The sequence below is a fragment of the Chitinophaga deserti genome, from assembly GCF_003149455.1.
GTDB lineage: Bacteria > Bacteroidota > Bacteroidia > Chitinophagales > Chitinophagaceae > Chitinophaga > Chitinophaga deserti.
The window spans coordinates 36,385-60,256 of record NZ_QFFK01000013.1 but is presented as its reverse complement, the minus strand read 5'-3'; the positions used below and the strand labels follow the sequence as shown (position 1 = coordinate 60,256).

Below are 23,872 nucleotides of genomic sequence, written 5' to 3'. Positions count from 1 at the left end.
AATAAATAATAGCTGATAAAGGGCCATTACTCTGCTGTGATACCCCTCGTTTGCTGGATGTACTGGCTGGGGCTCACCCCAAACTGTTTAATGAAATTTTTCCCGAAATGGGTTTGTGATTTATACCCCACCATCATAGCTACTTCATAGATTTTAAGGTTGCGCCCGGCCAAAAGCTCGGCCGCCTTTTTCAACCGGGTTACATGAATCAGTTCATGGGGCGTAAGGTCGGAGATGGCTTTGATTTTCCGGTAGAGGCTTACCCGGCTCATGTTCACGTGCCGGGAGAGGTGTTCCACATCCAGCTCGGTGTTTTCCAGTTCCTGCAGTATGAAGTGGTGGATGGAGTTGAGGAAAGCTTCATCCTCACTGGTATGCGCCATGGCCTGAATAGGGGCCTGCGGCGTACTGGCGAAGAACTGCCTGATCTTGTTGCGGTTACTGAGCAGGTTAGCGATCTGTACTTTGAGATAGGCAGGGGAGAAGGGCTTTTCAATATATGCGTCTGCCCCGGTTTCCAGCCCCTCTATTTTGGACCGCAGGGTGTTTTTAGCGGTTAACAGCACAACGGGGATATGACTGATGGCAAAGGTGGTTTTAATGGTTTTACACAGCTCAAAACCATCCATTACCGGCATCATAACGTCGCTGATCACAAGGTCCACATTTTCCTGATGAAGCATGGCCACGGCTTCCTGCCCGTTCTCCGTACGGAGGATCTGGTATTCGGGCATGAGGATGGATGATACGAAATCAAGGATTTCTTCATTGTCGTCGGCCAGCAGGATAACAGGTTGCATAGGTTGTTATTTTTCCAGGTTGATGAATGCCCCTTCCGGGATACTCCAGGTAAATATATTCATACCGTTGTTTGCAGTAACGGTCAGTTCGCCTTTATGTAATACCGTGAGCGAGCGGCAGATGCTCAGGCCAATACCGGTACCTTTCTGCTTTTCATTCTCCCGCAATCGCACAAAAGGGGCGAAAATGCGTTCCCGCATATCTTCCGGGATTAGTGGCCCGTCGTTCGCCACGGTCAGCTGCACGCGGCCACCGGTGGCCTCCAGCCGGGCTTCCACAGTACTTTGCGCGTATTTGATGGCATTGCTGAAGAGGTTGCTGAATATCTTGTTGATGCTTTCCTCATCGGCAAAAGCAATCACTTCCTCTTCGGGTAACTGCACAGTAAACTGCAGCTTGCGCTGTTGTGCAGGCAGGCGGAAGTTGTCGTAGGTATCCTGCAGGATCTTACGCAGGTCCAGCGGAACAAAATCCAGCCGGAAGCCCGATGATTCCGTTTGCCGGAAATCCAGCAGCTGATTGGTAAGCTGCACGAGGCGGTTGGTGTTCCGCTCCATAATAGCGAGGTGGTGCCTGTTTTCCTGCAGGGCACCGGGATGGTCCATGATCTCTTCCAGCGGGCCTTTAATAAGCGTAAGCGGGGTATTGATCTCATGCGCCACATTGGTCAGGAAATCCACTTTAGCCTGATACAGTTCCTTTTCTTTCTTCAATTGCAATGCTTCCATCCGCCGTTTCTGTTTCAGCATCTGTTGCCTGTGATACCTGGCAATTGCATAGTAGCCTGTTGACAGCAGCGCCAGGGCGTACAGCAGGTAGGCCCATGAAGTAGCCCAGAAAGGCGGCATGATCTGTATCTGTAACATGGCAGCACCGGGCCGGCGTTTACCGTTTGCATCGGTAGTGGTTACGTAGAAGGTGTAGTGACCGGGTTTCAGATCCGTGAAATACACGGTACGGTTGCTTTTCAGCCATATCCAGTCGTTATCCAGCCCTTCCAGCCGGTAGGCATACGAGATCATATCCGGCGCGGTAAAGCTCAGTGCGGCAAAGTTGATGCTGAACGATGCTTTATCGTACGGCAGCGTGATCTTTTTCGCATAGTGGATATTCCTTTTTTCTGCCGGTCCCATCGTCATATTACGCACATCCATACCAGTGATATACACCGGGGCGGCAGATGTATCGGGCAGGAAATGATCGGGGTTGAAGCGGATCATCCCTTTCACGGAACCGATGTACATATTGCCTTCGCGGTCCTGGTAACCGGAGTTGTAATTGAACTGGTTATTCAGCAAACCATGACTGGTGGTATAGATTTTAACCGCCCCCGTTTCCGGCTCCAGGCATACAAGGCCCCTCGAAGTGGTGGCCCATATCATTCCCCGCCGGTCTTCCAGCAGCCGGAATATATAATCGCTGGGGAGACCGTCTTCCGTAGTGAACCTTTTCCATTTGCCGGAGCCATCGAGCCGGGAGATGCCCCTGCCTTCCGTGCCCGCCCATATGCGTTGCGATTTATCGATCAGTATGGTGTTCACATTATTGCCCGCCAGTGAAAAGGAGTCTTTGGGATCATGATGATACGCGCCCTGCTCACCGGTAGCCTTTCTGTACCATTGCACGCCATTGTCGGAAGTGGCCATCCACAATGTACCATCGGCAGCCTCTGCTATACTGCGCTGGCTGGCGCGGGGCACTTCCTCCACTCTGCGGAAACGCTTCGCTATGGGATCGAAGCGGGCCAGTTCGCCGCCGGTGCCTACCAGCATATCGCCACCGCGGGTGCGGTAGAAGTAGAGGATGAAGTTGGAAGAGAAAGATTCAGGTCCGGCGGAATAATGCGCCACGGTTTGCCCGGTGCGGATGTCCATTACATCCACGCCATTGTCCAGCGTACCTATCCAGAGATTATTCCCATCGGCATACAGCCCGTGGATATTGGTGTGGGAGAGGGCTTTGCAATCTTTACGGGGAGTGTATTGGGAGATGCGCCCTGTCTTTACATCCACGCGGTTCACGCCATTATCTTCCGTGCCCGCCCAGATGTTTCCGAAGCGGTCTTCACAGATCTCACGCACCGCGTTGCCGCCGAGTGTTTGTCCGCTGTTGTCAGGGAAATATTTTTCGAAGTAAGTATAAGGCTTCGGATAATAGTTGATACCACCGAAGTAGCTGCCTGCCCACATGCCGCCTTCACGGTCTTTATGCAGGCAATAAATAGCATTATCACTGAGGGAATAAGGATTGTTGTATTGCTTGCGGAGGTTGATGTGTTTCTTCGTGGCGATGTTGATGATGTAAATCCCAGACTCCGTGGCTATCCAGTATTCATCGCCGCCATAATGCGCAATGAATCTTACATATACACCCACATCTCCGTCGGAATACCGGATGAGGTCTTCGTACTCATTTTTTTTCGGGTCCAGCAGTTTAAGGCCCTGGTTGGCGGTGCCTACGAGCAGGCGGCCATCGGGCATGCTATGCAGGTGGGTGATGTGGCGGGTGAGGGATTTAGGGGAATTCTTCCATACATCCCAGGTATGCAGCGAGTCGCCATACTTACGTACCGCGCCCTGGGCAGACGACATCCAGATGGAGCCATCACGGGTGATATTAATACTGCTGAGCGCACCCGGCACACTGCCGTTGGCCATGTTCTCCGTAATGTTCCGGTAAGGATCGTAGCGGTAGAGGCGGCCCCAGCTGATGTACCAGAGGTTGCCCTTTTTATCGGCACGGAGGGAATTCACGTCCTGTCCGGCCGGAGAAGGCACACGCTCGAAGCTTTCCGTAGCGGCGTGGTATCGGTAAAGGCCATTGCCCGCACCTGCATACAGCTGCCCGTTATCATCCACACATAATGTAAATACGAAGTTGTTGCCAATAGCTGATGAATCGCCCGGCTTCTCGCGGAATACCTTAAACTCACGGCCATCGAAGCGGTTAAGGCCATCTTTGGTGCCCGACCAGATGTAGCCCTGTTTATCCTGCGCCACGCAGAACACCGTGTTGTGGGAAAGCCCGTCTTCCACCTGGTAATCCCGGAAATAGTACTGCTGCGCCATTGCAGGCGGGGTAGCCGGTAAAAGGCATAGAAAAGACAGTATGTACCTGAATGACTGCAACGTGGTATAATTATAAGGCTACGTAAATATAAAAATATCCGGGAGGAAGAAGACGGAATGAAACGAAATGGCGAAAAATTGATATGAATCGGCCAATGCTTGACAATTGTTTTTTCAATCTTTGAACCGCGTTGAAGAAAAACTGATATCAGCCGCCAATATTGCAGCACACCCCGTAAACCGCCTCCATGGCGGAACGGACTGCTATTGCGCTTGCGAAAGGGAAATGAGATCACACGTCTAATGGTTCATCAAAATACGGTATGAAAAACCGGCTGAATGCCGGAGGATTGAGACAGCATCCTTTAATCACCCAAAATCCATTTCACGTATGAACGTAATTGCACTACAAAAAGTAGCAACGGTTCGTAGCAGGAAGCTATTGTTACTGCTGTTGCTCTGCCTTACCTGGGCAGCTGCCGGGGCGCAAACGGGCCCGCAGAAAGTATCGGGCATCGTCCGCGACAGCGCAGGATCTCCACTTCCCCAGGTAACCGTTTATGAAAAAGGAACCCGCAACGGTACACTTTCTCAGGCCGACGGACAATTCACCCTTAACGTAAAACCCGGTGCCATCCTCGTATTCACCATGGTAGGCTTCCGCACACAGGAGCTGGCTGCCACTCCCGGCGCCGCCATGAACGTATCGCTCCTCACTTCCGCCACAGAGCTGACCGATGTGGTGATCGTAGGATATGGTGCGGCACGTAAAAAGTCACTCACCAATGCCATCTCCAGCGTATCCGCCGCAGATATCGGTAATGTACGCGGCGGAGCCACAGTAAGCACCACGCTGGCAGGCAAGGTGCCCGGCGTATCGTTCAGGATGCCCGACGGCCGCCCCGGTGCTTCCGCCAGCATCCAGATCCGTAACCTCGGAAGACCGCTGTATGTTATTGACGGCGTGCAGCAGGATGAAGGACAGTTCAACAACATCTCTCCCAACGACATCGAAAGCATATCCTTCCTTAAAGATGCATCCGCCGCTATCTACGGTGTGCGTGCGGCAAACGGGGTAGTGGTAGTGCAAACAAAAAGAGGGAGAGTGGGCAGCAGAAGCTCCATCAACCTCGATGCCAACTGGGGCTGGCAAAGCTGGACCCGCTTCATTGATGTACTCGATAATTCACATCAGTACATGAGCCTCAAAGCTGAAGCGGAAATGAACCGCTTCCCTAACATCGGCGACAATCCCATCACTACCAACATCACCCGCGAAGAGCTGGAGAAGTACCGTCAGGGTACGGAGTACGGCTATAAAAGCTTCAACTGGCGCGATTATATCGTAAAGGAAAACACCCCGCTCAACCAGTACAACCTGAACTTTACCGGTGGTACCGATAAAGTGACGTACTATGTTTCCGCTACACGCACCTTCCAGAACTCGGTACTGGGCCGCGAATATAAATTCACCCGTACCAATATCCAGAGCAACGTATCGGCCCGAGTGGCAAACGGCTTGCGTGTAGGTACCAGCATCAACGGTCGTGTGGAAACACGCGATAACCCCGGTGTGCCCGGTGTGGACGATTACTGGCAGGCCCGCTTCGCCATCCTCCGCAACACGCCATTGGAGCGCCCTTTCGCCAACGATAACCCGGCTTATCTGAACGATATCAAGCACAACGAAACCAACTGGGGTTATCTCAATACCCGCTATGCCGGGAAGTTTAAAAGCGACTGGCGCCAGCTGCAGATGAACCTCGATGCCGAGTGGGATGTTCCCTTCGCGCCAGGCCTCAAAATCAGCGCACTGTACTCGTATTACATGGCGGATAACATCCTCAACAACCACGAGTACACATACGATACTTACACCTACAATCCTTCTACAGACACTTACACCCGCACCGGCGGATCTACCAACCCATGGCGCGAACGCAACCAGGAGAAGCAGATCAACCAAAGCTCGCAGGTGAGGATCGGCTATGAAAGGAAGTTCGGTGATCATAAGCTCAGCGCCATGGTGGTGAGCGAGCGTATCAACAACCAGCGCCTCCGCAACTGGATTCACGCGGTACCCATCTCCAACCAGCTGCCGCTCATTTACTTCAATACTTCGGATACTTACACCGATACCGATTTCCGGCAAACCCGTACCGGTATCGCCGGCCGTCTGAATTATGAATACGGTAACAAGTACTTCCTCGAAGGCCTCATGCGCCGCGATGCTTCGTACCTCTTCGCTCCGGGTAAAAGAGTGGGTTACTTCCCCAGCGTATCCGCAGCATGGCGCGTTACGGAAGAGAACTTCATGAAAGGCATCGTGGGTAACGGCAGCATCCTGTCCGACTTCAAATTCCGCGGTTCCTACGGTATTCTCGGTGACGACGGGGAAGCGCTCGGCCTTGCTGAGTTCGCCTACTACGAAGGGTATAACTATAATGATGGTATCGCCATCCTCGACGGTGTAGCCGTTGTAGGCTCCCGCGACAGGGGCGTGCCCATCACCAACATCAGCTGGCTCGAAAGCTCCATCACCAACGTAGGCTTCGATTTCAGTATGCTCGGCGGCCGCCTGAATGGCGCCTTCGATTACTTCGTGCGTAAACGTAACGGTCTCCGTGGCCGCAAGCAGGACATCCTGCTGCCATCAGAACTGGGCTACGCGCTGCCGGATGAAAACATCAACAAAGACAAGCGTTTCGGGCAGGATTTATCCCTGTCTTACAACAATAAGATCGGCAAACTGAACTACCGTGTGGGCGGTAATATCTCCTATTCCCGCGGCCAGTTCGTGTCTTCCTACAATCCTATCTTCTTCAACTCCATCGACCGGTATTTCAATTCCGCCGAAGGCCGTCTGCAGGGCTTCACCTGGGGCTGGGAAGCAGTTGGGCAGTTCAAGACACAGGAAGAGATCAACAACTATCCCGTGAACATCGACGGTAAAGGCAACAGGAGCCTGCTCCCGGGAGATCTTATTTACAAAGACGTTGATGGCGACGGCAGGATCACTGACAACGACCGCCGGCCTATGGGCTGGGCTTCGGGCCAGCAGCCTAACATGAACTTCGGTATGCAGATAGGACTGAGCTACGACGGGTTCGACTTCACCGCCGATTTCTCCGGTGCTTCGCACTACACCTGGATTCAGGAGTGGGAAATGAAAGTGCCTTTCATTAACGATGGTAATCTGAATGAGATCTTCACCGACCGCTGGCACCGTACCGATCCTTACGACCGTAACAGTCAGTGGGTATCCGGTAAATACCCTGCACTGCGCTACAACGATCAGGGGCACAGCAACAACCGCGCATCAACATTCTGGAACCATAATATCACGTATTTCCGCGCCCGTACCATTGAGCTGGGGTACACACTGCCCACGCCGCTCGTGAACCGTGCAAGGATCCAGAAAGCGCGCTTTTACGTGAACGCATATAACCTCTTTATTCTGGACAACATGAAGGAATACAGCACAGATCCGGAGATCACGGAAACGAACGGGTTGCAATACCCGCAGAGCAAGGTGTTTAATGTAGGCTGCAGTCTTTCCTTCTAAATCCAAACAATTATCCGTTATGAAAAAGTTAGTATCCATCATATTACTCGCAACGATTGCTGCGGGCGGCTGTAAGAAGGAAAGTGAGTTCCTGAATGTAGACCCTACGGCCATCCTCAATAACGAACAGGCATTCAACGATCCGGCCCTGGTATTGTCTATGCTCGCGAATTTCTATAACCGGCAGACCGATTTTTCCACGGTAAAGAACTGGGAGTCGATGGCCGATTTCAGTGAGAGCTTCCCTTCACAGAACGGAGGCCCTAAAACGATCGTAGAGCGTAACCAGTGGGATTTTGGTTTCTGGAGCACCTGGGATTATACCCTCATCCGTGAGCTGAACCTCTTCCTGCACAGGCTGAACAATGCTACCAAACTAAAAGATGATGAGAAGAAGCGCTTCGCCGCAGAAGGCCGTTTCCTCCGTGCGTATTACTACTTCGAAATGGTGAAGCGCATGGGTGGCGTACCCCTCATCCTGGAGCCCATGACCTGGGATTACAAAGGCGACCCTACCTACCTGCAGCATGCACGGGCAACCGAAGCAGGGATGTACGATTTCGTGATAGCAGAGATGCAGGCCATCCGTTCCGATCTCCCCGCAGATATCAATATTAAATCCCGCGCCAGCAGGGGAGCAGCCCTGGCCATGGAATGCCGCGCTGCATTGTATGCAGGCTCCATCGCGAAGTATGGTGCGGTAACGCCCACCGTATCATTGCCAAATGGAGAAGTAGGTATTGCAGCAGCAAAGGCCGTGGATTATTATACCAAAGCCCTCACCGCCGCGCAGCTCCTGATATCCGGCAACGCGGGCACCTATGCATTGTACAGGCGCAATGCAGACCTTTCCGAGAACTTCGCCGCCCTGTTTTATGATAAGATCGGCAACCCGGAAAGCATCTTCATCGAAGACTTCAAACTGAAAAGCGGCAAGGTGCATGGCTTCACGCAGGTGAACCAGCCACGCTTCGGGGCGGAAGAGGAAGAAGGCGGCAGGATCAATCCTTCCCTGAACCTCGTACAGGCTTTCGAAAAGCTGGATAACACCTTTGGCCCGCTGCCGGTGAAAGACGGTGCAGGCAATCCCATTTACTACGATAACCAGACGCAGATATTCGCCGGCCGCGATGCACGCCTGGCAGGTACCGTAATGCTCCCCGGCACACTGTTCAAACGCCGTATGGTGGATATCTGGGCAGGATATGTACTGGCGGACGGTTCAGTAGTTACGGGAGACGACCGCGGCTCCCAGAAAACCCTCCCCGGCACCACACAACCTGTGCAGGTGGTAGGCTACGATGGGCCCATCCACGGCAAGGAACATACCGCACAATCCGGCTTCTACCTCCGCAAGTACCTCGACCCCACCGCAGGCTCCGGCTCACGCGGAACGGGCAGTGAGGTGCCTTTTATCCGGTACCGCTATGCAGAAGTGCTGCTGAATGCTGCAGAAGCTGCCTTTGAACTGGGGCAAACTGGTGTGGCTGCGGGATATATGAACCAGGTACGCGAGCGCGCAGGGCTCACCATACCGCTGGTTGCGGGCGATATCAATCTCGGCCGTATCATGCATGAGAGAAGGGCGGAGCTTTCGTTCGAAGGGCATGTGGTATTTGACCAGAAAAGATGGCGCAATGCACACGTGATCTGGGACGGGGTGCCCATGAATGAGGCCGATCTGCTGGCTAACATCGGATCACCTTCCAAACACAGCACCCAGCCGTTTTCACTGTGGTCATACAAAGTACACAACCCCGGCAGTCCTACCCATGGCAAATGGACCTACCGGATCATCAAATCGCCGCTGGTAACGGGTACCAACCGCTTCCGGATGGGCAACTATTATTCGTTCATCAACAACGATATCCGGTCTAACAACCCGAAGATCGTTCCGAACCCGAACCAGGACTAAACCTTAAACTTCCCGACATGAAAAAATTCTGTTCATATATCCTTCCCCTGCTGGCTGTGCTGGCAGCGTCCTGCAAGAAAGACAACTTCGACCCGCCGGCCGCACGCCTGCATGGCAGACTGGTGTACCAGGGCGAGGGAATCCAGGTAGAGTATAACCAGGTGCCTTTCCAGCTGTACCAGTTCGGCTTCGGGAAAGTAGGCCCCGTTTCCAATACCCAGTTCACGCAGGATGGCAGCTTCTCCGTGCTGCTGTTTGAAGGCGAATACAAGCTCACCGTCCCCAATGGGCAGGGCCCTTTCCTGTGGAAGAAACAGGCTAACGGCCGCCCCGATTCTATCACAGTGAGAATGAGCGGCGATCAGCAGCTGGACCTCGAAGTGACGCCCTTTTACATGATCCGCAACGTGCAGGCCAGTGCCGCCGCTAATAAAGTGACGGCCACTTTCGGCCTCGAGAAGATCGTGAATGGTGTGGATGGTAAAAACATAGAGCGCGTAAACCTCTACATCAACAAAACCGCATTCGTATCCAGCGGGGGCGATTACAGCATTGCTTCTTCCCAGAAAGGCAGCGGCGCCATCACAGACCCTGCGAGCATTTCCATGGAAGTGAACATTCCGGCACTCGTGCCTGCGCAATCGTACATTTTTGCGCGGGTAGGACTGAAGATGCAGGGCGTGGAGGATATGATATTTTCACCCGTCATCAAGATCACCCTTTGATATTTTTTAAAGTAGCATTATGAAAATGAAGATTGTGCATGTATGGCTCATTTGCCTGGCAGCATTCACATTGCCGGCGAAGGCGCAAAAGGAACGGTCCGTATGGTCCAAAGAGAAAGCCTGGAAGTGGCACCAGTCCACCCCCTGGATGGCAGGCGCTAATTTCTACCCCGCTACGGCTATCAACCAGCTGGAAATGTGGCAGGCGGAATCGTTTGATACCGCCACCATTGCCCGTGATCTGGGTTATGCCGCAGGCATCGGTATGAAAGTGATGCGCGTGTATCTCCACCACCTTGCGTGGAAAACGGATAAGGAAGGGTTTAAGAAGCGCATGGATACATACCTCTCCATTGCAGACCGCCATGGCATACGCACGGTCTTTGTAATTTTCGACGACTGCTGGAATAACACATACGCCGTGGGAAAACAGCCTGCACCCAAAACCGGGATTCACAACTCGGGATGGGTGCAGGACCCCGGCAAACTCCTGCACGACGATCCCGCACTCATGGCAACTTTGGAAGTGTACGTGAAAGACGTATTGAAAACCTTCCGCAAAGACCGCCGTATTTTACTTTGGGATCTCTACAACGAGCCGGGCAATTCCAACTGGGGCGATAAATCGATGCCCCTGCTGCGCAACGTATTCATCTGGGGCCGTACCATTAACCCCGATCAGCCGCTGAGTGCCGGCATCTGGAATTTCAATCTGAAAAACCTCACACAGTTCCAGCTGGTGCAATCCGACGTTATCACATACCACGACTACACAGACCGCCACCTGATTGTGGCAGATTCTCTACTCAAAGTAACCGGCAAGCCGCTGGTGTGCACGGAGTATATGGCCCGTACGCGCAACAGTCATTTCGCCAATTCCCTGCCAGGCCTTAAAGAGCGAGGTATCATCGCCATCAACTGGGGCCTGGTGCAGGGTAAATCCAACACCATTTATGCATGGGATACACCTATGAAAGACGGCGGAGAACCTAAAGTATGGTTCCATGATATTTTCCGTCCGAACGGGCAACCCTATGACGCCTCCGAGACTACTCTCATCCGGCAACTGACGCTGGGCAGATAAGCAGACACTAAAAAATTACAAGTATGGATATGATTACAACCGCCCCGCCGCAAGCCCCGGAGGCTGCGGCGGCCCTGGGCGGTCGCGACCGCACTTTGCTCTTCTGGGGCTGTTTTACGGTGCTGGTAGCTTCCGCTTTCGGGTTCGTTTTCCGTTCTTTCCTGATGGACGGATGGGGCATCCAGTTTGGGCTCAGTAAAACACAGCAGGGCGAGATATTCGGGGTAAGCTTCTGGCCCTTCGGTATCAGCATCGTGCTTTTTAGTCTTGTCATCGACCGTGTGGGCTATAAATCCGCCATGCTCTTCGCATTTGCCTGTCATTGCGCATCCGTTGTGCTTACCGTGATGGCCACGGGCTACTGGATGCTCTATTTCGGGACATTACTATTTGCGTTGGGCAACGGCGCGGCAGAAGCGGTGGTGAACCCCGTGGTGGCTACCATGTACCCGCGGGAAAAAACGAAATGGCTCAATATCCTCCATGCCGGATGGCCTGCGGGGATGGTGCTGGCAGGCCTGCTGGGTATTGCACTCATCCACTTCCAGGTGCGCTGGGAAATCATGATCGGCTGCATCCTGCTACCGGTAGTCGCCTATGGGTGGATGATTATGGGGAAGAAGTTCCCGGTGAGTGAAAGGGTACAGGCAGGCGTGTCGTACCTCGATATGGTGAAGGAAGTAGGGGTATTGGGCATCGCCATCATCGTATCGCTCTGTGTGTTCCAGGCAGGGAGTTTACTGAACTGGTCGCTGACGGGGAAGATTGCCGTTACTCTTGGCATTACGCTCGCTGCCGGACTGGTGGTCCGCTCCTGGGGCAGGCCTATGTTCATATTGCTGCTGCTGGTGATGGTTTTACTGGCCACCACAGAGCTGGGTACCGATAGCTGGATTACTGACCTTATGACTCCCGAGATGGCCAAAATGGGCCTGCAGGGTGGCTGGGTGCTTATTTATACTTCCGTGATCATGGCAGTGCTGCGGTTTTATGCCGGTCCGATCGTCCATCGTTTTTCCCCCCTTGGGCTGCTGGCGGTAAGCGCTGCCGTAGCCTTTGCAGGTTTGAACTTCCTGTCGTGGTCCAGTGGTATTATGATCCTCGTGGCTGCCACTGTATATGCTTTGGGCAAAACCTTCCTGTGGGGCACCATGCTGGGCGTAGTAGCCGAGCGCTTCCCCAAAGGCGGCGTGCTGGCGTTGAACTTCACGGGCGCTGTTGGCCAGGTGGGCGTGGGGGTAATTGGTGCGGTGATACTGGGCTTTGTGCAGGATAAGCAGCTCGATAAAAACCTCATGCGCTACGATGCCGGGAACCACACCGCCCTTCATGCCACGTACCTCACGCAGGACCGTAAAAGCCTCTTCGGCGAATACCGCGTAATCGACAATGCCCGTCTCGAGACCGCACCCGATGCCGCGAAGGAAACCATCCGGGGTGTGCGGGAAGGCGCAAAGAAAGATGCGCTCCGTACCGTATCGGTATTCCCCGTGATCATGCTCCTGTGCTATATAGGTATGATCCTGTACTTCCGGAGAAGAGGCGGCTATAAACCCGTGCTGCTGTCACCGGCAGATGGTCATCAATCATCAAATACCTGACGACAATGAAACGAATATTAGCCATAATACTGACAGGCATTATATGCGCCTGGGCACCTGCGCCGGGCAAAGAAGAAGGGAGAAGGGCAGAAGCCCTGTTCGTTGGGAATAACAGCAACGTGCAGGCCACCTGGCTGGCTACGAAGTTGTTTAAAAGCGGCGTTAACATTACGTATACCGAAAGGCCGGAAGATCTCCAGCCTGCGAAACTCGCAGCTTTCGATGCGGTGATATATTGCAGTGCCAAAGCGCCATCTCCCGCAGGGATAATGGCACTCCGCAGTTTTGTGGAAGGAGGCAAAGGCCTGCTGGTACTGCACCAGGGCGCTGAAGGCCTCCGCGCATTACCATGGGCTAAGCAGGCTGGCAACATCGGCAAAGGCCGTGTACTGATAGTGCCCGATGGTAAGCAGGACGATGCCTGGAAGCAGGTAGCCTTCCTCGACCGCATGCGTAACAGTGTAATGGAAGCAGTAGGCGAAGATGCAAGGGCACGTATCGCCGCAGCTAAGATCCCTGACGTGGATATTTACAATTCCGATACCATCGCAGATTATACCAAACGGTACAATGTTCCCAAGTTCCAGGATGCGCTGCCACCGGCAGAGTCTAACAAACTCACGCAGGTGCCCGCCGGGTTCGAGATCCAGCTGTTTGCACAGGAGCCTGATATCACCAAACCCATCGCTATGGCGTGGGACGAAAGAGGCCGCCTCTGGATCGTGGAAACCGTGGATTATCCCAATGACTTCGTAGAAACAGATTCTACCGCCAACGACCGTATTAAGATCTGTGAAGACACGGATGGTGACGGGCGCGCGGATAAGTTCACCGTGTTTGCAGATAGCCTGAACATCCCCACCAGCATCACTTTCGCCAATGGGGGTGTCATCCTTTCCATGGCACCTAACTTCCTCTTTCTGAAAGATACGGATGGCGATGATAAGGCCGATGTAAAGAAGGTGATCTTCACGGGTTGGGGTAAGCAGGATACGCATGCCGGTCCTTCGAACCTGCAATACGGTTTCGATAACAGGATATGGGGCGTAACGGGTTACTCCGGTTTTGATGGCACTATCAATGGCGAACGCCAGAAGTTCCCGCAGGGAGTGTATCACTTCAAGCCCGACGGGTCGTACTTCAAATTCCTCGGGCGTACGTCTAACAACACATGGGGACTGGGTTTTACTGAAGATAACCATGTATTCATCTCTACCGCCAACAATACCCACAGTGCCTGGTTCTCCATGCCTTTCTGGTATATGCAGCGGAAGATAGACGTGGGCAATGCTGATCCCGTACAGAAGATAGACGGCCACTACGATGTTCATGCCATGACGCCGAACCTCCGGCAGGTGGATGTAATGGGCGGTTTCACCTCCGCCACGGGGCACCATTTCTATACGGCGCGCAGCTTCCCGAAAGAGTACTGGAACCGCGTAGCATTCATCAATGAACCTACCGTGCGCCTGGTGCATAATGCAGTGATAGAGAAAGATGGGGCAGGCTTTAAAGAGAAAGACGGCTGGAACCTTATGGCCAGCTCCGACGAGTGGTTTGGACCTGTGCATGCGGAAACTGGTCCGGATGGCGCGGTATGGGTGGCAGACTGGTATAACTTCATCATCCAGCACAACGTATTCGTGAAAGAGCAGGCTCCCCGCGAAACGATCCTGCCTTTTACAGAACAGCCTCACGGTAAAGGCAATGCTTTCGAAAGCGAGCACCGCGATGTATCGCACGGGCGTATTTACAGGGTAGTATACAAAAACGCGAAACCCTACGTGCCGGTACGCCTGTCCAGAACGGACACGGCGTCGCTGCGCACGGGACTGACGCATGAAAATATGTTCTGGCGGATGACGGCGCAGCGCCTCATCGTGGAAGAGCAACTGACGCAGATGGCGCCTTTCCTCCGCAAAATTGCCGCTAACAGGAGCATGGATGCGGTTGGGCTGAATAGTCCTGCCGTACATGCCTTATGGACGCTCCACGGCCTCGGGCTTGATGATGCAGCCACGTTCCAGACGTACGTTACAGCCCTGAAGCACCCGGCCTCCGGAGTGCGCAAAGCAGCAGCCGAAGTACTGCCGAAGAACGCAAAAGGGCAGGCAGCGTTACTGAACAGCGGCATCCTGCAGGATAAAGACCTCCAGGTACGCCTCGCCGCCCTGAAGCAACTGGTGGAATACCCGGTATCTGATAATGCAGGCGCTGCCGTGTATAAGATGAGCCTTGTAGCGCAGAACGCTAAAGATCCCTTCCTCGCCAAAGCCATCCTGGCAGCAGCGGTGCGTCATGAGAAAGGGTTCCTCACAGCAGCCAATACTGTTCCCGGAAATGCATTTACAAAGAAGCTGATCGATGCGCTGTATCACGAAGATTACGCCCTCGATCCCCGCGGATTTATGCCCGCCGCGCCTGACCTGACAGGTAAGGAAATAACGGTTAAGGCCGCGGTGGGTACTACCCGGGAAGGGAAAGGCCCTTCCGGGATCATCATTGCACAGGGCGATGCGCAGAATGGGTACACGCTGGCAGTACGCGATAGTAAACTGCAGTTTGATGTGGTACAGGCGGGTAAAACTTACAGCGCCATATCTGAATCGGCACTACCTGAAAAAGCCGATGTGGAAGCACAGCTGCAGAAGAACGGTGCCATACGCCTGCTCGTGAACGGTGAAGCAGCCGGCAGTGCTAAAGCACCCGGCCTTTTTACCGCAAAGGCAGAAGAATGGAAAACGGATGAACGCTTCGCGGGACAATTACGCAATGTAACCCTGTCGCTCAGCCGCTCGGCTCCTAAGCCAACAGCAGAAACAGCACCGGCACTGGTGATAGATCTGAAAGTGGTGAAAGACATCATGCAGTACGACAAGAAAAAGCTCACCGTAAAAGCCGGTCAGAAAGTGACCATCCGCCTCGAGAACCCCGACGGGATGCAGCATAACCTGCTCCTTATAAAACCGGGTACACTGAACAAAGTAGGTGCAGCGGCAGATGCCATGGTGCGTGATCCTAACGCGTCTAAACTGCAATACGTGCCCAAAGTGCCGGAAGTGCTGCATTACACGCGGTTGCTGAACCCTGGTGAAACAGTGAGCCTCACGTTCACTGCGCCATCTGCTCCCGGCGATTATCCTTATGTATGCACCTTCCCCGGCCACTGGCGCGGTATGAATGGAATTCTTCAAGTCATTAAATAAACGTTATGCACAGAAAACACTTCTTCCGTCAGCTGTTTGTTGCAGTACTGCTGCTCGCTGCATTACCGCTGGCCGCACAAAAAGCCCCGCTGCGGGTATTGATCGTAGGCGGTGGCGGATCGCACGATTTCAACCGCTGGTATAAAGTGGAAGACGCTGCCACCCTCGAACGCGGCGGACTGGCAAAGGTGACCTACACAGACGATCCCTCCGCCATCACAGGCCTCCTCCCTGAAACGGACGTGCTGCTGCTCAGTAACAACCAGCCCCTGAAAGATCCCGCTATCCGCACGGCCATCTTCGCCCATGCCGAAGCCGGGAAAGGACTGGTACTGGCACATGCTGCCATCTGGTACAACTGGAAAGACTGGCCGGAATATAATGCCCGGCTCGTTGGTGGCGGCAGCAATTCGCATGAGAAGTATGGTCCGTTTACCGTAACGCTGAAAGGGAAGCACCCTGTCACGAAGAAAGTACCTAAATCCTTTACGCTGGATGATGAACTATATCATTTCAATGCGGACCCCGCTGCCGCGAAGATCACCGTGCTGGCGCAAAGCACCAATGAGAAAGGCGTAAGTCACCCGGCAGTGTTTGTGGTGGAACATCCAAACGCACGCATTGTGGGCCTCGCACTGGGCCATGATGCCAAATCACATGAACTGGCAGCGTATCAGACGCTGTTGCGGAATGCCGTTAAATGGGCGGGCCGCCGATAATTAATCACTTACTAAAATCAGGATATTATGAAACAGATCACGGTTGTAATTGTAGGGATGGGATTCGGAAAAGAGTTTATTCCCATCTATCAGAAACACCCCGCCATTAAGCGTGTGGGCATCTGCACGCGGAACCCGGCAACGCTGAAAGAACTGAAGGAGCGCTTCAACCTCGACGACGATCTTATCTTCACCAATTTCGATGACGTGCCCAAACGTACCGATGTAGATGCCATCCACATCGTAACACCCGTTCCTGAGCACGCCCGTATGACGCTGGCCAGCCTGAACGCCGGTAAGCATACCGCCTGTACCATCCCCATGGCTATGACTGTGGAAGACTGCAAAGCCATCGTGGAAGCACGCCGCAAATCCGGTAAGGTATACATGATGATGGAAACCGCGCTCTACACCCGCGAGTTCCTGTATGGCCTGCAGCTCGCAGAATCCGGCCAGCTGGGCCGCATCCAGTTTGTTCGTGGCTCGCACATTCAGGATATGAGCATGCCCGGATGGGATGAATACTGGAAAGGCTTCCCGCCCATGCTGAACGGTACCCACGCTATTTCCCCGCTGTTGCGTATCAACAATACCAAAGCGGAATCCGTAGTATGCCATGGCTCCGGCCGCCTGAGCGAAGATCTCGCTGCGCGGTATGGTAGTCCGTATGCCGTGGAAACCGCCACTTTCACCCTGAAGAACTCCGACGTGGTGGCCGAGGCTACCCGTTCCCTTTTCGACGTGGTGCGTCAGTACCGCGAAAGCTACGACGTATATGGAACTAAGATGTCTTTCGAATGGGAGCAGCTGCAGGACGAAGAGCATGCTGTATTCGACGGCGGAGAAAACGCCCGCAGGATAGAATGCCCCGATACGGACGCGCTCCTCATCCCTGAGATCGCGCATTTTACCAAGCGCGAGAAGATAGACGATCCCAACCACGTGTCCTTCCTGCAGGGAGCCGGCCATGGTGGTTCGCACCCTCACCTGGTACAGGAGTTCCTGGCGGCCATCGTGGAAGGCAGGGAATCGGCCGTTGATGCGCATTGGGCTGCCAACTACACCTGTGCAGGCATCTGTGCCCATGAGTCGGCCATGAACGGTGGTAAACGTATTCAAATACCGGATTTCGAATGATGACGCAGCAACCCCGCATCCGGACGGGCATCAGCACGTTCGTGTATGCATCGCCCTTCAAAACGGCCGACTTCCACCTGCTCACAAAGATCAAAGCAGCGGGATACGACATTGTGGAAGTGGCTGTTGAGCAGGCAGACCTCATCGACTGGGATCTCCTCATTTCCATGACCCGCGATATCGGACTGGATATCACCCTTAGCGGGGCTTTCGGCCCCCGGAGGGATATATCCTCAGATAATGCCATATTCCGCAAGGAAGGGCTGGATTACATCCTGCAATGCATCCGGCTGGCGGAGAAAACGGGCAGCCCGCTTTTCGGCGGTCCGCTCTATTCCGCCGTGGGTAAAACGCGCATTGTGCCCGCGGAGCAAAAGCGGCAGGAACGGGCATGGTGTATAGAGAACCTGCGCACAGCCGCCAAAGCCGCTGCAGACCATGGCATATTGCTGGGATTAGAAGCCCTGAACCGCTTTGAGACCGATATGATCAATACAACCGATCAGGCGCTGGCGCTCATCGCGGAAGCGGATCACCCATCGCTGCGCCTCTCGTTCGATACTTTCCATGCCAACATAGAGGAAAAAGATATCCCTGCGGCCATCCGCAAAGCGGGCGATCTGCTCCTCCATGTGCAGGCAAACGAAAGCGACAGAGGTACGCCGGGTACGGGGCACCTGCCCTGGCAGGCCATCCGGGAAGCGCTGGAAGACATTGGTTACCGTGGTGCCGTAGTCCTCGAAACCTTCGGCGAACCGTCTGAAGAGCTGGCCCGTGCGGCCTGTATATGGCGGCCGCTGGCGGGTAGTGCAGATGAACTGGCCAATGAAGGGGCTGCTTTCTATAAACGAAATTTTACATAAGAAGCTGTCAAATCATACCTTTGACTGTAACGTAAAGACGTGTGGAAAAGGCCGTCCGGTTTCCCGGACGGCTATTCTTTGCTAAATATTTAGCTGGAAAATTCTTGGGATTGACGGATATTTGCGCCGGAACAGTAAAAACCGACCCGAGGATGATACGCTTTACGAAGATCGACCATGTAGCCGTCATGATCCCTACCGGCCAACAGGCCGCCGCCAGACAATTTTACGGAGACCTTCTCCAGCTTAAGGAAATACCCGGCCAGCACCCCCGCAACGCTATCTGGTACGAAATAGCGGGCATCCAGCTGCACCTGGTGGAAGAAGAAAAGACCACAGAGCTGCTCAGCGGCCGCCATCCCGCCTTCGAAGTAGAAAGCCTCGAAGCCGCCAAATCCTACCTGCAATCCCACGGTGTCGCCATCGCCTACACATCAAAGATCGAAGGCCGCGAACGCTGCTTCTTCCGTGATCCCTTTGGGAACAGGGTGGAGATGATTGAGTTTGATAAAGTCTTTTTTTGATGCAGGTTGGAATGGCAAGCGTTACATACAGAAACTAACCAGTCAATAGGTTCTTTTCCGATGTTCTTTATTAAATACCTTTTGTGATGTACCTGGGTGGCTGGCGCACCACAGTGCACGCAGGTCCAGTTATCCCTTCTCAATACTACAAATCGTTTCCGCTTCCACGCATCCGATGGCAGGTAAACATTTATATAGTAATCACGCCTGCGTTTACGTTTCTGCTCAAAATACCAGTGCTCGCATAGTACTACAAGTCCTGCGATTATTGCAAAGAAGATTAGGTAACCCATGGTATAGGGGATTAGTTAGCTACCTCTAAAAGTTCTATACTAAATATACGAAATATTATAAATGTATCATGCCTGGCAGGTTAACAAAAAAGGCAGGAACATATCCGGACTTTTCACGTGTTTCCTAACTTTTCTCCCTGAACCCTTTCGGCGAAATACCCATAATCAGCTTAAACGTTCGTGAGAAAGTATACTGATCCGGATACCCCATTTCCTGGGCGATCTCTTTTACGGTGAGGTTCGTTTCTTTCAGCAACTGACTGGCCTTCTGCATACGCAGGGAAGTGAATAGCTGGATAGGGGAGTAACGCGTTTTCTCCTTGAAGATAGCGGAGAGGTAGGATGCGGAAATATGTGTTTGAGAAGCTAGGTCCGCAAGGGTGAGGTTTTTATCGAGCTGCTGCTTCATCAGCTGAATGCATTGCTCAATCTGATTGTCGGAACCCTGTTGCATGTAATTAAATACAGAAAGGCGGAAGGTGCCGAGGAAGCTGTAGAACCGGAAGTTGGCGTATAGCAGGTTCTCGATATTATTCATCAAATCGAGATGGTGGAGGATGTCCCAGAACTGTGCAACACGGCCTACAAGCGGGGGCGTGGTATGGACTGGTTGTCCGTTAGTGAGGTAATCGCATAACTCATCTGCCAGTAATCCGGTAAACTGTGCGGTGTACAGCCGCCATGGGTTACGGGCATCATGTCCGCAACGGAAAGGCGTGTTTTTGGCGAGCAATACATATTGATTGGCTTTTACGGTATGGCGCCCGTTATCGGTTTCAAACCAGCCGTTGCCATGAGCGGAATATAAGAGGGTGTAACCCGGTGCCCCTTTGGGCTCGCCCCATTCCTTTGCGTCATTCTCCGGATAAAAACGGATAGCGGTGATGAAGAGGTTCCGGCCGATGGGATGCGCTTCCAGCTTACGTTGTAGCTGGTCCGGGAGCGTCCAGGCAGTAGAGATGTTGGCACTTTTCTGACTCATTACCGCAGTAATTTAAGCTATTCTTTTCATAACAATCAACATTGTTTCCCCCGAAAAATTTACCCAACTTGCCAATGACCGGAGGAGCTATCCGGTGATTACAATCCACGTGAGGAATGGACCTGTCAACCAACAGCATCAGGAAATGCATCAACTGCCTGTTACAGATTTGGCGGTGATCGGAACATACCTGCTGGGTATGATTTTGATCGGCGTATATTTTTCAAGAAAGAACAAGAATGCGGCACAGTTTACAACAGCATCTGGCACTATCCCGGGATGGGCGCTGGGCTTGTCTTTGTATGCCACATTCCTTAGCAGCAATACTTTCCTGGGCGTGCCGGGGAAATCTTTCGGCGGTAACTGGAATGCTTTTGTATTCAGTTTATCAATGGTACCGGCCGCCTGGATTTCCGCGAAGTATTTCGTTCCCTTTTACCGCAGCAGCGGCGAAGTGAGCGCATATACGCACCTGGAACATCGCTTCGGTCCATGGGCACGCACATACGCCATGGTGTGCTTCATCCTCACACAGCTGGCGCGGATGGGGTCCATCTTCTTCGGTGTGGCACTGGCATTGCAGGCACTCACCGGACTGGATATGCGTACCATCATGGCGGTAACCGGTGTTTGTATTATTATATACACGGTGCTGGGTGGCATGGAAGCGGTGATATGGACGGAAGTGTTACAGGGATTGATTAAAACCGCCGGAGCCATCGTGATCCTCTGGCTGGTGATAGATGGAATGAAGGGCGGTGTAAGCGATATTTTCACGACAGGCGCGGCGGAAGGGAAGTTCTCCCTGGGCAGTTTAAGCCTGTCAGATTTCAGTTCCTCTACCGCATGGGTGGTTTTTCTTTACGGGTTCTTCATCAACCTCAACAATTTCGGTATGGATCAGAATTATGTACAACGCTATCATGCAGCGCGCAGCGAAAAAGAAGCCGCGCGGAGTGTGTGGCTTTGTGTGTACTGGTACCTCCCGGTGAGCGCGGTGTTTTTCTTTATAGGTACCGCCCTCTACGCTTACTTCCTGCAGCACCCTGACATGCTGGACGCCGTGCTGCAACAGGCAGCGGTGGAAAGAGGCGTAGCTGCTGCATCGTTAACACCGGCAGATTACGGGGATAAGATCCTGCCATATTTTATGGTGAAGAAAGTACCCGCCGGACTTCTGGGGCTCATCATCGCCGCCATCCTTTCTGCCGCCATGAGCACCCTTAGCAGCGGGATGAACAGTTCGGCTACGGTGTTCCTTAAAGATATCTGGCAGCGTTATATACGGCCGGAAACATCGCCTAAAGAAGAAATGCGCGTATTGCACCTGGCTACGGTGGTAACGGGCGTGCTGGCTATCTTTTTCGGCATCGCCATGATAGGAGTGAAGAGCATTCTCGATATGTGGTGGGAGCTGTCGGGCATCTTCGCCGGCGGTATGCTGGGCCTCTTCCTGCTGGGGATTATTTCCAAAGCAAAGAACGCCGCAGCCGTGGCAGCTACTATTACGGGTATCCTCGTCATCTTATGGATGAGCTTGTCTAAATACCTTCCGGAAGATCTGCAGCGCTTCCGGAGCACATTGCATATTAATATGGTCATCGTGGTAGGCACGCTGGCTATTTTCCTGACGGGACTGCTCTTTTCACGGATGCAGCGCCGTCTTCAAACCAATTCTTAAACCCTGTTTGTTATGCAAAAGAAATTCGTACCGGTAATGATCACGCCCTTTAACCTGAAAGCGCGTATTGATCTCGATATGGTGGAGCATTTGATTGATTTTTACCTCGAAGCAGGCGTGAAAGGCTTTTTCGCCAACTGCCTCTCTTCGGAAATGTATAGTATCAGTGAAGATGAACGGCTGGAGCTTACACGCCACGTGGTGGATTATGTGAACGGCCGCGTGCCCGTAGTGGCTACGGGCTCTTTCGGTCTTACGATTGCCGACAAGGCACAGTTTACCCGTAATATTCACGAAACGGGTGTGGATGCGGTGATCATGATCACAGGGCATTTCGCGAACGTAGATGAGCCTGACCAGGTATTGGTAGACCGCTTCAACCAGCTGTGCGATCTCACCGGCGATATCCCTCTCGGACTGTATGAGTGCCCCGCACCCTACAAAAGGGTATTGTCTGCCGAATTACTGGAAACGCTTTTATCTTCCCACCGGCTCATCTATCATAAAGACACGAGCTGTGATGTGGAAAGCGTGCGGCAGAAGCTGGCTATCATTAAAGAGCCGAAGTTCGAATTCTACGATGCGCATACCCCTAATGCAGTGGATTCACTGCGTATGGGAGCGGCCGGCATGTCATCTATCTCCGGGAATTTCTATCCGGAAATACTGGTATGGCTCTGTAATAACGCGAACGACCCTTCGAAGGCGGAAGATGTGGCCTGGATACAGGAAGAGCTGCGCAGGGTAGACCCGCTGATACACGTCGCTTACCCTCTCAGCGCCAAGTATTTCCTGCAGCAGCGGGGGATACCGGTACGCACGATCAGTCGCGCTCACGTGCTGGAACTAACGCCGCAGCAGAAGGAAACGCTGCAGGGCATCCACCACGACTTTAAAGGCTGGTGCGAGCGGCTGGGCATACGGGAAGTATCGGGGATTTCGCATGCTTTTTAGAAATTAATAAAAGGTTATATTACCGGAGATCGGTTGGATTAGCAGCGAAGGGTATGTAGTTTACATTTCGATCCTTATTCCTAAATCACTTCATATGACCACCGGCGCCTTTTACCAGCAGCAAGACGACAGGTTCCTCTGGGATCGTCTCCGGGAAGGAGACAGGGAAGCATTCAGCGAAATCTACCGGCGGTATTTCCCGCTGCTGTTCCGCTATTGCAGCCGCTTCACCCACGATACCGGGCTGGTAAAAGACACATTGCAGGACTTCTTCACCGATCTCTACCTCCGCCGCGCAATGCTGGGCACGCCGGATAAACCGAAAAGCTATCTCCTCGTTTCCGTACGCCGCAAGCTGGTGCGTGCTTTAGACAAAGTACCCTTTACCCGTACACTCCCGGAAGAGCAGGAGCCTGTATTTCTCCTGGAGCTTTCCCCTGAAAGCTACCTGATCAGCCGGCAGACTGCCGCCACAGCCGAGCGCCACGTTCAGCAAACGCTGGACAGGCTCACCCTCCGGCAGAAAGAAGCGGTTTACCTGCGGTTTTATGAAAGTCTTTCCTACGACGAGATCGCTGAAGTGATGCAGCTCAAAGCGGTGAAGTACGCCCGTACCCTCGTGTACCGCGCGCTAACGGAGCTGAAGCCCTTGCTGGCAGGTGCCGAGGCATTGCTTTTCAGCCGGTAGAAAAATAATTTAAAAAAAGTTCCTTATTCCTGAGGGTATTTCCTCCCTTGTACGCCTCCTTCTTAT

Annotated in this window: 16 protein-coding genes; 13 read left to right on the top strand and 3 right to left on the bottom strand. The window is 53.2% G+C overall.

Annotated elements, in window-relative coordinates; all coding sequences use genetic code 11:
- Positions 1-26: 26 nt before the first annotated feature.
- Positions 27-800 (bottom strand): response regulator transcription factor, encoded by a 774-nt coding sequence (locus DEV76_RS23635; RefSeq protein WP_109700422.1) that lies wholly within the window; start codon positions 798-800, stop codon positions 27-29.
- Positions 801-806: 6 nt separating this feature from the next.
- Complete coding sequence (locus DEV76_RS23630; protein ID WP_109700421.1) at positions 807-3,869, bottom strand: ligand-binding sensor domain-containing protein; 3,063 nt, start codon at positions 3,867-3,869, stop codon at positions 807-809.
- Between the two features lie 391 nt (positions 3,870-4,260).
- On the opposite strand from DEV76_RS23630, the gene DEV76_RS23625 reads away from it, so the two are divergent.
- The 10 genes from DEV76_RS23625 (at position 4,261) to DEV76_RS23580 (ending at position 19,208) form a co-directional block, all read left to right on the top strand.
- Positions 4,261-7,434: a SusC/RagA family TonB-linked outer membrane protein gene (locus DEV76_RS23625; protein WP_109700420.1), complete on the top strand. Its 3,174-nt coding sequence runs from the start codon at positions 4,261-4,263 to the stop codon at positions 7,432-7,434.
- Positions 7,435-7,453: 19 nt separating this feature from the next.
- Positions 7,454-9,349 (top strand): RagB/SusD family nutrient uptake outer membrane protein, encoded by a 1,896-nt coding sequence (locus tag DEV76_RS23620; protein ID WP_109700419.1) that lies wholly within the window; start codon positions 7,454-7,456, stop codon positions 9,347-9,349.
- A 17-nt stretch (positions 9,350-9,366) separates the two neighbouring features.
- Positions 9,367-10,074, top strand: coding sequence for a DUF3823 domain-containing protein (locus DEV76_RS23615; protein ID WP_109700418.1), 708 nt, complete (start codon positions 9,367-9,369; stop codon positions 10,072-10,074).
- A gap of 19 nt (positions 10,075-10,093) precedes the next feature.
- A complete protein-coding gene (locus DEV76_RS23610; protein WP_232827029.1) occupies positions 10,094-11,158 on the top strand; it encodes a glycoside hydrolase 5 family protein in 1,065 nt (354 codons plus the stop codon).
- Between the two features lie 23 nt (positions 11,159-11,181).
- Positions 11,182-12,759, top strand: coding sequence for an MFS transporter (locus DEV76_RS23605; protein ID WP_198652196.1), 1,578 nt, complete (start codon positions 11,182-11,184; stop codon positions 12,757-12,759).
- Positions 12,760-12,764: 5 nt separating this feature from the next.
- On the top strand, positions 12,765-15,965 hold the full coding sequence (locus DEV76_RS23600) for a PVC-type heme-binding CxxCH protein (protein WP_109700417.1): 3,201 nt from the start codon (positions 12,765-12,767) through the stop codon (positions 15,963-15,965).
- Between the two features lie 5 nt (positions 15,966-15,970).
- Positions 15,971-16,684: a ThuA domain-containing protein gene (locus DEV76_RS23595; protein WP_109700416.1), complete on the top strand. Its 714-nt coding sequence runs from the start codon at positions 15,971-15,973 to the stop codon at positions 16,682-16,684.
- A gap of 27 nt (positions 16,685-16,711) precedes the next feature.
- Positions 16,712-17,821 (top strand): Gfo/Idh/MocA family protein, encoded by a 1,110-nt coding sequence (locus DEV76_RS23590; RefSeq protein WP_109700415.1) that lies wholly within the window; start codon positions 16,712-16,714, stop codon positions 17,819-17,821.
- A complete protein-coding gene (locus DEV76_RS23585) occupies positions 17,818-18,684 on the top strand; it encodes a sugar phosphate isomerase/epimerase family protein (protein WP_198652194.1) in 867 nt (288 codons plus the stop codon). The genes DEV76_RS23590 and DEV76_RS23585 overlap by 4 nt, the downstream gene beginning before the upstream one ends.
- A 152-nt stretch (positions 18,685-18,836) precedes the next feature.
- Positions 18,837-19,208: a VOC family protein gene (locus tag DEV76_RS23580; protein ID WP_109700414.1), complete on the top strand. Its 372-nt coding sequence runs from the start codon at positions 18,837-18,839 to the stop codon at positions 19,206-19,208.
- Positions 19,209-19,625: 417 nt separating this feature from the next.
- Here DEV76_RS23580 and DEV76_RS23575 read toward each other — a convergent pair whose 3' ends face one another.
- Complete coding sequence (locus DEV76_RS23575) at positions 19,626-20,483, bottom strand: AraC family transcriptional regulator (RefSeq protein ID WP_109700413.1); 858 nt, start codon at positions 20,481-20,483, stop codon at positions 19,626-19,628.
- Positions 20,484-20,628: 145 nt separating this feature from the next.
- On the opposite strand from DEV76_RS23575, the gene DEV76_RS23570 reads away from it, so the two are divergent.
- The 3 genes from DEV76_RS23570 to DEV76_RS23560 all read left to right on the top strand — a co-directional run bounded on the left by DEV76_RS23570 (position 20,629) and on the right by DEV76_RS23560 (position 23,806).
- A complete protein-coding gene (locus DEV76_RS23570; protein ID WP_109700489.1) occupies positions 20,629-22,164 on the top strand; it encodes a sodium:solute symporter in 1,536 nt (511 codons plus the stop codon).
- Between the two features lie 12 nt (positions 22,165-22,176).
- The gene (locus DEV76_RS23565) at positions 22,177-23,118 is read left to right on the top strand and encodes a dihydrodipicolinate synthase family protein (RefSeq protein ID WP_109700412.1); all 942 of its coding nucleotides are present in this window, start codon (positions 22,177-22,179) and stop codon (positions 23,116-23,118) included.
- A gap of 94 nt (positions 23,119-23,212) precedes the next feature.
- Positions 23,213-23,806, top strand: coding sequence for an RNA polymerase sigma factor (locus tag DEV76_RS23560; RefSeq protein ID WP_109700411.1), 594 nt, complete (start codon positions 23,213-23,215; stop codon positions 23,804-23,806).
- Positions 23,807-23,872: the final 66 nt, after the last annotated feature.